Here is an 11,833-nt window from a genome sequence, read left to right on the forward strand (position 1 = left end):
TCACCCTGCCCTGCCTCGGCAGGCGCTCCTGGAGGGAGAAACATCGTGAACGATGACATCACTCGCGAGGACGAGACGCCGGAGTTCGTTTTCGAGACGGTCACCGACGCCGACGGCCGGGAAACCACGGACCGCGCGTGCTGCGGCGGCGGTCGCTGCGGCCGCGACGATCCCGATGGGTGAACCGGCCGCCTGAGACGGCCGGCCGGTGAGCGGAGGCGAGGAGGGAGTGCGGGGGGAGCACGGCCGCTCGTGGCCTGCCTTCTCCTCGCCTCCCGTCCCGCCGATACCGGCTACCGCGGTCGTGCCGAAGAGCGGCCCGGCCCCCGCGAGGGGCCGGGCCGCCCGGCCGGGCCGGGGCGTCAGTGCGCGGGGACCGTCGCGGTGAAGCCGCGGCCCGCGAAGGTGCCGGAGACGGCGGTGTCGTCCTCGGCCAGGAACGCCTTCCACGACAGCTCCAGCGCGTGCGATCCGCCGTCGCCGGTGACGGTCAGCCGGGCCGTGGCACCGCTGCCCAGCCGGACCTCGCCGTTCACCGTGAGGTCGCCGACGAAGCGGACGTCCCGCAGTCGGACGGTGCCGGCCCTGTCGTCGAACGTCAGCCGGCCACCGCGCAGGCCCTCCTGCGTGGCCGGCAGCCAGAACGGGGACCTGAGAGGGTTGCGCCTGGCGGTTGCGTCGGTGGCGGTGGCGAAGGCGGCCGCGAGGATCCGCCGCTCCTCGGCGTCCAGGGTGGTGCCGCGTGCCGGGGGCACCTGCGCCACGGTCCGGGGAAAGGAGCCGAGGGCACGGTAGTTCGCCTCGTCGCAGCGGGGCTCGCCGTCGAAGGCGGCCGGGTCGGAGAGGAAGGCGCGCGTCGCGCCGCGGACGCACTCGTTCACCTGGGCGCCCGTGGTGAGGTTGTGGCCGGCGAAGCGTACCCGGGAGAAGGTGGAGTCCGGGAAGCGCCGGGTCACCGCGGCCGCCTCCGCCGGGGTGGTCGAGTCGAAGTCCCCTCCCAGGGCCAGGACCGGCACCCGGGGGTGCCCGGCGCCCGGCGGCACGGGCGGGCTGGTGCGGGGCGTCGGCCAGTCGACGCAGAAGTCCTGCGTGCCGGCGGGAGGCCCGCCCAGCTCGGCGACGGTGAACGGCCTGAACGGGCGTTCACCGTCGTAGTGGCGGTCCAGCCGGCGTCGCCGCTCGTCCGCCGGAGCGGCGCGCTCGAACGGGAAGGTGGTGTCGGCGCACACGTAGGAGAGCAGGCCCGCCAGCTCCGCCGCGCGCAGCGGCTGGCTCGGCGCTCCGTCGACCATCCGCACGAGGCGGCGCAGCGGGAGCGGGTCGCCGTCCAGGTAGGCGGCGACGGCCGCGCCTCCCTCGCGGCCGGCCACCGGGATGAAGAGGAAGTCCGGCAGGCGCGCGAGCGACGACAGCCGGATCTCCGGATCGGGGTGGGCGCGCAGCCGCCGCACCAGCTTCGAGAAGGCGTCGGAGGGATCGCCCGGCAGGCGGCGGCAGGCGCGTGAGGGGTCGCAGGCCACGTCGAGCAGGTCGGCGCGCTTGCGGATGCGCTCGGCCACGTAGCCGTCCTCGCCCGTGGGCATGATGCTGTCGAGCAGCACCCCGGAGAGGCTGCCCGGGTGGCGGGTGGCGTACGCCTGGGCGAACAGGGTGCCGTACGAGATGCCGTAGAACGTCACCTTCGGCACGCCCAGGGCGTCGCGGACGGCGTCCATGTCGGTGACGGCCTGGTCGGCGGTGAAGAACCGGGTACGAGGACCGAGGCGGGCGGCGCAGGCCTTGACGGTCTCCCGGACCACCAGGTCGAGCCCCGGGCAGAGCAGCGGGGCGGACTTCCCCAGCCCGCGCGGCTCGACCACCAGCAGGTTGTGCCGGTCGAGCACCGGTCCCAGGCCCTCGGCCAGGGACGGCACCGCGGGGAGCGCCGGCAGCGGCCCGCCCGGATTGGCCAGCACGGTCCCGGACGCCGGGCGGGAGGTGTCCTTCCTGGGCAGCCAGGCGAACGCCACCGTGATCCGCTCCGAGGCCGGGTCGCCCCAGTCGAGCGGAACCCGTATCTCCCCGTCGCAGCGGGTCCTCGCGGCGGCGCACGGATGCCGCCCGCCCGCGCTCCTTCCGGCCTCTCCGGTCGACTCTCCGGTCGCGGTCCGTGCTGCGGCGGAGGACGTGCCGTGGCCACGGGCGGCGGCGTCCGGGGCGGTGAGGAGCGAGAGGAGAAGCGTCCCGCAGGTTCCCGTCGTGACGAGCGCCGTGGCGGCCCGGCGTGTGATGGATCGCTGGTTCGCGTTCATGTTTCCAGGCTCGTTCACGACCGGGCCCCGTCTTTCACCATCGGGAACGGTTTCCCGCCTGGGAGCCGGGCACCGGTCGCGCCCCCGTCTGGGAGTACGGTCCCAGACGGGTACGAGGACCCGGCCGGGAGCCGGGCGGTGCCCGGGAGAGGTGGCCGGAGGGGGCGGCCGGTGCCCGGGGGAGGCGCCGGAGGGGTCAGCCGGTGGTGCCCGGGGTGACGAAGCCCGCCTCGTAGGCGATGACCACGGCCTGGGCGCGGTCGCGGACGCCGAGTTTGGCGAACAGGCTGGTCACGTGGTTCTTCACGGTGGAGGCCGCCACGTCGAGCGTTTCGGCGATCTCCGGGTTCGACCGCCCGCGCGCGATGAGGACCAGCACCTCCCGCTCGCGGTCGGTCAGACCGGCGAGCTCCGGCGGCATCGTCGCGGGCCGGGGCCGTACGGCGCGGACGAAGGTGCCGATCAGCCGGGTCAGCAGCCGCGGCGCGACGACCGAGTCGCCGCGGTGCACCACCCGCACCCCCTCCAGCAGCTCCTCGGGGGAGACGTCCTTGGGCAGGAAGCCCGAGGCCCCGGCGCGCAGGGCATCGACGACGTACTCGTCCAGGTCGAAGGTGCTCAGCGCGAGCACGCGCACGCCGGGCAGTTCGGCGGTGATCCGCCCGGTGGCGGTGACGCCGTCGGCCTCCGGCATGTGCAGGTCCATCAGCACCACGTCGGGCAGCAGGTCGCGGGCGAGGGCGAGTGCCTCCTCGCCGTCGCCCGCCTCTCCCACCACGCAGAGGTCGTCCTGGGCGTTCAGGATCATCCGGAAGCCGGAGCGCACCAGCGCGTGGTCGTCGACGACCAGCACCCTGATCATGTCTCCCCCTCCCGCTCGGCGGGTTTCCGTCCGGGTTCTTCCTGTCCGGTGGTTTCCCGTTCCGCCGCTTCCCGCTCGATCGGCCTGCCCGCGACCGGGGGGCGTTCGGCCGCTTCCCGTTCGGCCGGCCCTTCGCCGGCGTCTCGCCGTCCGTCCGTTCCCAGGACCGGGAGAGGCAACCGCGCGTGGACCCGGAAGCCCCCGCCCGGCAGGGGACCCGTCTCCAGCCGCCCACCGCAGAGTGCCACACGTTCGGCCATGCCGCCCAGCCCGAAACCTCCACCGGAGTGGCCTTCGTACCTCTTCCCGGCAGCGGCCGTCCCGGGTCCGTCGTCGACCACCTCCACCTCGACCGCGGCGGGCTCGTACTCGACCCGCACCCTCACCGGGACGTTTCCGGCGTGCTTGCGCGCGTTGGTCAGCGACTCCTGGACGATGCGGTAGACGGCGTGGTCGACCGCGGCGGGCAGCCTGCCGGGGGTGCCGGTCACCTCCAGGACGGCGGGCTGATCCGCCTCGCGGGCCCGGCTGACCAGCGAGGGCAGGGCCGCGGCCCTGCGGGCGGGAGAGCCCGTCCCACCGGGAGAGCCCGTCCCACCGCGAGGACCCGTCTCACCGGGAGAGCCCGGTCCACCGGGAGGAGCCGCCTTCCCGGGGAAGCCGGTTACCGCGCCGGTGGGGGAGTCGCCGTCCACGGGGGTGGCCCCCGGGCCGGCCGGGCCGTCCACCCGGTCGGCGCGCAGCACGTGCAGCAACTGCCGCATCTCCGCCATCGCCTCCCGCCCGGCGCGCTCGGCGCTGAGCAGGGCGGCCTCGGCCCCGGCGGGATCGCGGGCCATGGTCGTGCGCGCCGCCCCCATCAGGATCTGCATCGTGCTGATGTTGTGGGCGACCACGTCGTGCAGCTCGCGGGAGATGTGGCGGCGCTCGGCCCGTACGATCTCCTCGGCGAGTTCGGCCTGCCTCCTGCGGACGGTCTCCCGGCGCAGCCACACCAGCCTGCCCAGCCCGACGAGCAGCAGCGGGACGAACACCCCGAGGGAGCCGGAGTCCCGGCGTCCGGCTCCGGTGACGAGCTGGACGGCCGTCGACACCGCCGGGTAGAACAGGCCCACCGCCACGGCCGCGACCCAGGCGTGCCGGGCCGCGCCGTACCTGCCCGCCGCGTACAGGGCCAGCATCGCCTGCAGGCCGTACCCCTGCCAGCCCGTCGACACGACGATCACGCAGTCGCAGACCACGGTGACGGCCACCACGGTGATCGGCCGGCGCCGCCACCACACCAGGGCCGCCGACGAGACGGTGAAGAACGCGAATGCCAGGAGGGGGAGCTCTCGCGTGCCGAACCTGTCCTGGAGGACGCCCAGAGTGACGTACACCGCCCACACGCCCAGCGCGAGAAGCACGTCGGCGACGCGCGAACGCCTCGTCGCGGGCCATCTCCCCCCGGGCGCGGGGAGCCTGCCCGCGAACCACGTCCCCACCGTCGCCCGTGCCCTGCCGGGTGCGGTCCGTGCCGTCCTGGAAACCCTCACCGCCGCGGTCGCCCGGCCCGCGACCGAGCCGGGCGGCCCGCGAGGGGAGGAGCGAATCCGACACGCGGCCGGTCGGGGGCGCCACGAGGAGGAGAAAAGGTGTCAAATGCCCGGGCCATAGGAGACCAGGGTTCCAGACCGCGGGCCTCCAGGCCATGGCCTCCGGGACGGCGGGCCCGGGACCACGGCTCTTCGGGACCGCGGGCCCGGGATCATGGATTTTCGGGGCGGCGAGTTTGGGGCCACGGGGCTTCGGGGCGGCCTCGGCCGGGCCGCCGCCGCCCCGCGGATTCTTCCCCGCCGATCGACGGGACCGCCGTGCCCGATGCCGGGGGGCCCGAGGTAGTGAAACTTTCAACGCACACCAGGGTGTTCGCACAGGTCAGCGTGTAACGGTGTGAGGCGGCGCCTGTGTCCCCTACGTCAGGGAGGGGTGTGACACCTAGGGTGGGAGCGCTCCCATGCCTCCCTTGAAGGAGCCGTTCCATGCCAAGAAGATCGATTCTGGCCACGCTCTGCGCGGCTCTGGTGATCATGTCAGGTGCCGCGGTCGCCGTCGCCTCCGGCGCGTCCGCCGCCGACTCCCCGTTCTACGTCGATCCTGAGACCGGTGCCGCCAAGTGGGTCGCGGCCAACCCCGGAGACTTCAGGGCGCCGGTCATCCGCGACCGGATCGCCGCCGTGCCGCAGGCACGATGGTTCACCACCACCAACACCTCCACCGTGCGCGGGCAGGTGTCGGCGTTCGTCGGAGCGGCGCAGGGAGCGGGCAAGATCCCCATCCTCGTCGTCTACAACATCCCCAACCGTGACTGCAGCGGCGCGAGCACGGGTGGCGCGCCCAACCACACGGCCTACCGGCAGTGGGTCGACGAGGTGGCCGCCGGTCTCCAGGGACGCCCGGCGTCGATCATCCTGGAGCCCGATGTGCTCCCGATCATGACCAACTGCATGAGCTCCTCCCAGCAGCAGGAGACCAACGCCTCCATGGCGTACGCCGGCAAGAAGCTGAGGGCCGCCTCGTCCTCGGCCAAGGTCTACTTCGACATCGGGCACTCGGGATGGCTGTCACCGTCGGAGGCCGGCGCCCGCCTGAGGGCCGCGGACGTGGCGAACAGCGCCGACGGCATCTCCCTGAACGTCTCCAACTACCGGTGGAGCTCCACCGAGATCGCGTACGCCAAGAGCGTCATCTCCGCCACCGGGGTCTCCCGGCTCCGCGCGGTGATCGACACCAGCCGCAACGGCAACGGCCCGCAGGGTAGCGAGTGGTGCGACCCGGGCGGCCGGGCGATCGGCACGCCGAGCACCAACGCCACCGGCGACTCGATGATCGACGCCTTCCTGTGGATCAAGCTGCCGGGCGAGGCCGACGGCTGCATCGCCGGGGCCGGGCAGTTCGTCCCGCAGCGCGCCTACGACCTGGCCATGGCGGCCCCGCCCGTCACCCCGAATCCCACCCCGACGCCCACCGTGACCCCGACCCCGACTCCGACGCCGGGCGTGGGCAAGGCCTGCACGGCCGCCTACAATCCGGCCGGCTCCTGGCAGGGCGGCTTCCAGGCCGAGGTGACCGTGCGGAGCAGCGGCACCGCGGCCATCACGGGCTGGACGGTGAGCTGGTCCTTCCCCAACGGCCAGAGCATCACCCAGCTCTGGAACGGGCAGCACACCCAGAGCGGCGCGAGCGTCTCGGTGCGGAACGTGTCGCACAACGGCAACCTCTCCCCGGGCGCCTCGGCGTCCTTCGGGTTCACCGGTAACTGGTCGGGGAGCAACGGTGCGCCCTCCTCGGTCAGCTGCACCGCCGCCTGACCCGGTGGTGCGGCCGTGATCCGGTACGGCTCGCGCGGTATGCCCCCCGCGCGAGCCGTACCGGATTCTTCCGTCTTCGCCGCGGTTCCGTGGCCGAAAGGGAGAACCGCTCCCTCGGGTTCGTTCCGTGCGTTACCCTGGGCTTTTGCCCGGGCGACGGGTGCGCAGCGGGCCCGCCGGTGCCGCCTTCATGGCCGCGGTGGCCTTCGTCATGATCTGCCGCATGGTCTCGACCTCCTCGGGGGTGAGCCGGTCGATCAGGAAGGCGCGCACGACGGCCACGTGCCCCGGCGCGGTCCGCTCCAGGCAGCGCGCGCCCTCCTCGGTGAGCACGGCCAGCACGCCCCGCTCGTCCGACGGGCACGCCGCCCGCGTGACGAGCCCCCTCCGCTCCAGCTGCCCGATCTGGTAGGTGAGGCCGCTTTTCGAAACGATCAGCCGGTTGGCCAGCTCGGTCATCCGCAGCTGCCCGCCGGGCTGCTGGGAGAGTTTCGCCAGGATCTCGTACTGGGCGTGAGTCAGATCCGAGTCGGCTTTCAGCTGGTCCTCGACACGGCGCTCCAGGAGGTGCGTCGCGGCCACATAGGCCATCCATGCGGCCATCTCGCTCTCATTGAGCCATTTCGTGTCGCTCACCGGAGTATTGTACGGGTTGTTCAAATTTGAACTAACCGCTATGGTTTGTACAAATTCGAATGACAAGAGGAGTCATCATGCTTGACCAGGTACGGCCCTACGCCCTTCTGCTGGCGCGGATCGCCCTCGGCGTGATCTTCTTGGTCCACGGCGCGCAGAAGTTCCTGACAGGACTGGACAAGACCGCCGGGTTCTTCGAGTCCGCGGGGATCCCGCTCGCGGCCGTCGCCGCACCGGCGGTCGCCGTCCTCGAGGTCGTCGGCGGCATCGCGCTCATCCTGGGCGCGGCCCTGCCCGTGTTCGGCCTCCTGCTCACGCTCAACATGCTCGGCGCCCTCGTCTTCGTCCACCTCGCCAACGGCTTCTCGGTGGGGGAGGGCGGCTACGAGTTCGTCCTCGCCCTCGCCGCCGGCACCCTGGCCGTCGCCTTCAGCGGCGGCGGGGCCCTCGCCGTCGACGCCCTCTGGCAGCGCCGCCGCCAGCTGGCCGCCGTCTAGCCGGTCGCCGATCCGGCCGGTCACGAACCAAGCCGGCCAGGGCGGGCGCGGGCCGCGCGGGTGCGGCCGGAGACCGGGATTACGGATGCCGGGTCTTTCCACAACCGGAGGGCCCGGCCGACCGGAATTCACGAGATCGAAAATCACGAGATCCCACCCCGGACAATGGGCATAGCTATGCATAGCTATTTCGACAGTGCCCGAAGAGCTGGGGGTCGGCGTGCGTTCGCTCCAAAGAATCGGCAGGGATCTCAAGGCTCGGCAGCACATCGACGCGTACGCTCTCACGGTCGTCCTCTTCGCTTTCGCCTTTCTCTCGATCTTCGCTGAAAAGCTGGACGTCGACCTCAGATGGGCGGTCCTGTTCTCCGGAGTCGGATTGCTCCTCTACCGGATCACCCTGCCCGCGGAGCCGGCCGAGTCGCCGGCCGGCCTTCTGCACGACCGTTCCGTGTACGACGTGGTGCCGCTGTCGTCGTTGCTCGCCCAGGCGCGCGACGTGCGCGTTTTCGCGCCGTCCGCGGTAAACCTGCTGTCGGCGCAGACCTGCGAGCTCATGCGCAACACGGTGCTCGCGCGGGAACGGGGAAATGTCAGGATCGTCATTCTCGACCCCCTGGAGAAGGTGGCCGTGCGGCAGGCCGCGAAGCAGCTGGACGATTCGATCGAGTTTCCCGTGCAACGGCTCCCCGCCGCGCTGGACAGCACGATGGAACGCCTCCGGCTGATGAGCGGATGGAAAACGGCGGGCGAGTTCGAATACCGGCTTCTTTCCTACAACCCGGGATTCAGCCTCGTGCTCGTCGACCCGGAAACCCCCAGGGGCCGTGTCATCGTGGAGATCCACGGCTATCACAACGCGTCGACCTCCTCGCGCATGCACCTGGAGCTGACCCGAGGTCGCGACGAGCGCTGGTTCGCCTACTGGCTGAACCAGTTCGACCACATGTGGGAGGCGGCGAGGCGCGACGACGTCACGCCGTTCTCCGCAGGAGCTCCTCGGCCTGCTTGCGCAGATGCGGCGGAAGTCCAGGAGTGACCGTGCCGAGTGCCCGCGAGGCCAGTCTCTCCGCCGTCGCGGCCCCTCCCAGCAGGGCGTGGACGCGCGCGGCCCGCACCAGGACGGGACCGCTGTCGGACCCGTCGGCGAGCGCGTCGAGGATCTCCTGCTGGGCGGCGTCGAACCGCCGCTCCAGGGCGAGGGCCAGCGCCCTGGCGGCGATCGTGGACGGCCGCTGGTGCCTGCGGACGAGGTCCAGGTCGCGCAGGGCCTCCGCGGCCTTTCCCAGGTCGGCCAGGATCTCGCCGCGCAGCGCGAGCGCCTCGGCGGGGGGCTCGTCCGCGAGCGCCACGGCCCCGTTGAGCAGGGCGAGGGCGGCGCGCGGCTGTCCCAGGTGCCACAGGGCCTGCCCGAGCGCCAGATGCGCGGGCAGGTCGTTGGGAACCCAGGACAGGGCGGCGCGCAGCCGCTCGACAGCCCTGTCGTGGTGTCCCTGCGACAGCCAGAGCCGTCCCTCCCCGGTCAGCGCGGAGGCCACCCCGTTGAACCGCTGGAGCGTCGCGAACATGCCGGCCGCCTCCTCGAACCGGCTCAGCGCGCTCTCCGCCTCACCTTCCGCCGACGCCACCTCTCCCAGGATCAGCAGGGCTTCGGCGCGCACCCAGGTCTCGCCGCTCCCCGAGGCGCGGACGGCCTCCTCCGCGAGGCCGCGGGCCGTCTCCCAGCCCTGTCTGGCCAGGGCCAGCCTCGCGTCGTCGAGGTAGGCCGCCGGGTGCCGCGACTGGCGCACCGAGCCGATGAGGCGGTCGTGCTGCAGCTCGTACCAGCGGATTCCCAGCCGGTGCTCGCCCCGCAGGATGTGGGAGTCCTCCAGCGCCTTGGCGACGGCGTTCGGCATGCCGGCCGTCTCGTGCAGGCCCTCGTAGACGGTGTTGCGCGTCCCGTGCTCGGTGACGAAGGTCCTGCGCAACCAGGAGCGGATCTCGCTCGAGGTGACGCCGGACTCGGCCGAGACGCGCGCGAGCATCCGATCGCAGAAGCCGGTCAGGAACCGGTCGACGTTCACGTGCAGGTTCACGTGCTCCACGCTGATCTCCCGCAGGCCGGAGGGCAGCGACTCCCACAGCGCGGAGCAGACGACCTGCAGCTGGACCGGTTCGACGGTGTTCAGGGTCAGCGTGGTGGTCTGTCCCTCGTCGTTGGAGATCGGGACGGTGCGCAGGTCGTCGACGAGCCGTTCCGCGGCACCGGGGGCGAAGAGCCGGCCGGTGCCCTCGAGCGGCCTCGTGGTGGCGTCGAGCGCCGCTGCGCGGGTGAGCGGCAGCAGCTGGAACCGCGCCCGCGAGCCCCGGCCCAGCGGGCGCTCGTGCGGCAGGACGGAGGCCAGATACTCCTCGCGCAGCGACAGCAGCAGGTGGAGGCCGTCGTGGTCCTCCACCGCACTCGCCAGCTGGCGCAGGAGCCCGTGGCGTTCCTCCTCCAGGTCGAGCGGGCCGCCGAACAGCTCCTCCGCCTGGTCGACGGCGACCAGGACGGGGACGGGGTCGCCGTACCTGTCGACGCGTTCCGGGCGTTCCGCCAGGAGGTCCGAGACCGTCATCCCGGCCAGCGCGGGCAGCGGGCGGTCCGGCGCCCAGGCCGACAGCAGCGCCAGCACGTAGGGGTTGCCGGTCACCCTCGGGCGCAGTGCGGTGATGCCGCGGGGCGACACGCGGGCGACGGGCAGGACGTCGGCGCGCTCGGGCTCCACGCGCGGCAGGACACCCGCGTGGAGAAGGGACGTCTTGCCGACCCCCGACGCCCCGAACAGCACGGTGAGGCCCGTGGCCTGCCAGATGGTGGCGATGTCGCGGGCCTCGCGCTCCCGCCCGAAGAACAGCGCGTGCTCGCTCCGGTCGTAGGGGCGCAGCCCCACGTACGGCCGGATGGTCCCGTCACCGCCGCGCGTCGGGGTCGTCATGGCATCCGTCCCATTCTCCGCTGGAGTTCCGCGCAGAACTCCGAGGCGGTCCCCAGGAAGATCGAGATGTTCCAGCGGTCGAGATAGTGGGTGATGTAGCGTCTGGCCTTGTCCTCGGCGGCCTCGGCGGCCTTGGCGCCGCCCGCCGACCCGTTGACCTCGGGCATGAGCTGCACGCTCACATGCCGCCGCTTGTTGCTGCGGGGTGTGTTGCGCACCAGGCCGTGAAACAGCACCCGGAACGTCCAGTCCTGCAGGCTGTAGCCCACGAACAACAGCGGCCTGGTGGTCATCGCCCGCAGGATCGGGGTCGGCAGCGGGTGCCGCCCGTCGGTGGCGACGGCGTCCACCATGTTGACGAGGTACGTCAGGTAGTCGGCCTCGGTCAGCACCAGCGACGCGGGCTCCGCCCAGTTTCCGTGCAGATGGTAGACGACGGGCCGTTCCACCGTCGGCTCCGGCAGAAAGGGGGCCGCGGCCGGGTCGGTGTCCCACCAGGGGGAGACGGCCACGTGGGGCTCCTTGCCCTCCGCCCGCAACGCCTCGGCCAGGAAGTCGTCGTAGTTCGTCGTGAGGAACGTCGTCACCGGGAAACCGGCCAGCAGCCGGTGCGGCTCCCCGGGATCACCCGTGGGAGGCCGCCCGTGCGAGCGCAGGTGACCGCAGACCGTCTCCTTGAGGTCGACCGGATCGCGCACCACGGCCTCGCCGTACTGCATCACGCGGGCCAGGTCGCCCGCGTCGGTGAACGGATAGCCGTAGTGGAGGGCGTACCGGTTGCTGAGGACGGTGCCGGTGGGAAGGGTGCCGGCACAGGCTCCCGCTCCGAGAAAAGGGGCGCAGTCACCCCTGCCGAGCTGGTCGATCAAACGTTCCCAGTCGACATCGTCCACGTTTCCACCATCGCTGTTGACAAAGAGTGTCTGGCTTGTACTCCAATGTCGCACGCGAAAGCGCCAAAACCAAGGCTGTCATATAGTCGCGTTGAATCCGGCCACCGGTCCCGCGTCCAGCTCATCGACTATTCGACGTAATGCGAAGTCGAGGCTTGACTGGCCAATCCGATCGAGGTCGGCCAAACACAACCCGGTCACATCGATCAGGCCATTGCCGAAATCAGCGGTCGCCGGGGTGACTTCCTCGCCCATGCGGTCTCCTTCGTGCTCTTGGAGGGAATCCTCCTTGATTCTCCCTGCCTGCCGCTCGTTCACCTCGTCGTGTTCATGCCCAAGCGGGC

11 protein-coding genes are annotated in these 11,833 nt (G+C 71.9%); 4 read left to right on the plus strand and 7 right to left on the minus strand.

Features of this window, described 5'->3' with window-relative positions; translation table 11 throughout:
• The first annotated feature begins 45 nt into the window (after window positions 1-45).
• Window positions 46-183, plus strand: coding sequence for a hypothetical protein (locus tag ACTOQ3_RS05485; protein WP_440082312.1), 138 nt, complete (start codon window positions 46-48; stop codon window positions 181-183).
• Between the two features lie 179 nt (window positions 184-362).
• On the opposite strand, the gene ACTOQ3_RS05490 is transcribed toward ACTOQ3_RS05485, so the two are convergent.
• The 3 genes from ACTOQ3_RS05490 to ACTOQ3_RS05500 all read right to left on the minus strand — a co-directional run bounded on the left by ACTOQ3_RS05490 (window position 363) and on the right by ACTOQ3_RS05500 (window position 4,559).
• Entirely contained in the window at window positions 363-2,291 is a 1,929-nt protein-coding gene (locus ACTOQ3_RS05490; protein ID WP_440082313.1) for an alpha/beta fold hydrolase, read from the minus strand.
• A gap of 196 nt (window positions 2,292-2,487) precedes the next feature.
• Window positions 2,488-3,153, minus strand: a complete 666-nt coding sequence (locus ACTOQ3_RS05495; protein ID WP_440082314.1) for a response regulator — start codon at window positions 3,151-3,153, stop codon at window positions 2,488-2,490.
• Window positions 3,150-4,559, minus strand: coding sequence for a sensor histidine kinase (locus ACTOQ3_RS05500; protein WP_440082315.1), 1,410 nt, complete (start codon window positions 4,557-4,559; stop codon window positions 3,150-3,152). Before ACTOQ3_RS05500 ends, ACTOQ3_RS05495 begins: the two co-directional genes overlap by 4 nt.
• Before the next feature lie 615 nt (window positions 4,560-5,174).
• Between ACTOQ3_RS05500 and ACTOQ3_RS05505 the strand changes: the two genes are divergently transcribed.
• On the plus strand, window positions 5,175-6,503 hold the full coding sequence (locus ACTOQ3_RS05505; RefSeq protein WP_440082316.1) for a glycoside hydrolase family 6 protein: 1,329 nt from the start codon (window positions 5,175-5,177) through the stop codon (window positions 6,501-6,503).
• A 132-nt stretch (window positions 6,504-6,635) separates the two neighbouring features.
• Here the strand turns inward: ACTOQ3_RS05505 and ACTOQ3_RS05510 are convergent, their stop codons facing one another.
• Entirely contained in the window at window positions 6,636-7,139 is a 504-nt protein-coding gene (locus ACTOQ3_RS05510; protein ID WP_440082317.1) for a MarR family winged helix-turn-helix transcriptional regulator, read from the minus strand.
• A 77-nt stretch (window positions 7,140-7,216) separates the two neighbouring features.
• Between ACTOQ3_RS05510 and ACTOQ3_RS05515 the strand changes: the two genes are divergently transcribed.
• Together ACTOQ3_RS05515 and ACTOQ3_RS05520 are read left to right on the plus strand one after the other, a co-directional pair.
• Window positions 7,217-7,636 (plus strand): DoxX family protein, encoded by a 420-nt coding sequence (locus ACTOQ3_RS05515; protein WP_440082318.1) that lies wholly within the window; start codon window positions 7,217-7,219, stop codon window positions 7,634-7,636.
• Window positions 7,637-7,832: 196 nt separating this feature from the next.
• Entirely contained in the window at window positions 7,833-8,675 is an 843-nt protein-coding gene (locus tag ACTOQ3_RS05520; protein WP_440082319.1) for a hypothetical protein, read from the plus strand.
• Here the strand turns inward: ACTOQ3_RS05520 and ACTOQ3_RS05525 are convergent.
• The 3 genes from ACTOQ3_RS05525 to ACTOQ3_RS05535 all read right to left on the minus strand — a co-directional run bounded on the left by ACTOQ3_RS05525 (window position 8,611) and on the right by ACTOQ3_RS05535 (window position 11,744).
• A complete protein-coding gene (locus ACTOQ3_RS05525) occupies window positions 8,611-10,596 on the minus strand; it encodes a tetratricopeptide repeat protein (RefSeq protein ID WP_440082320.1) in 1,986 nt (661 codons plus the stop codon). The genes ACTOQ3_RS05520 and ACTOQ3_RS05525 overlap by 65 nt on opposite strands.
• Window positions 10,593-11,489, minus strand: coding sequence for an SIR2 family NAD-dependent protein deacylase (locus ACTOQ3_RS05530; protein ID WP_440082322.1), 897 nt, complete (start codon window positions 11,487-11,489; stop codon window positions 10,593-10,595). Before ACTOQ3_RS05530 ends, ACTOQ3_RS05525 begins: the two co-directional genes overlap by 4 nt.
• A 78-nt stretch (window positions 11,490-11,567) precedes the next feature.
• Complete coding sequence (locus ACTOQ3_RS05535; protein ID WP_440082323.1) at window positions 11,568-11,744, minus strand: hypothetical protein; 177 nt, start codon at window positions 11,742-11,744, stop codon at window positions 11,568-11,570.
• Window positions 11,745-11,833 lie beyond the last annotated feature (89 nt).

The sequence above is a fragment of the Streptosporangium sp. LJ11 genome, from assembly GCF_051918945.1.
Classification (GTDB): domain Bacteria; phylum Actinomycetota; class Actinomycetes; order Streptosporangiales; family Streptosporangiaceae; genus Streptosporangium.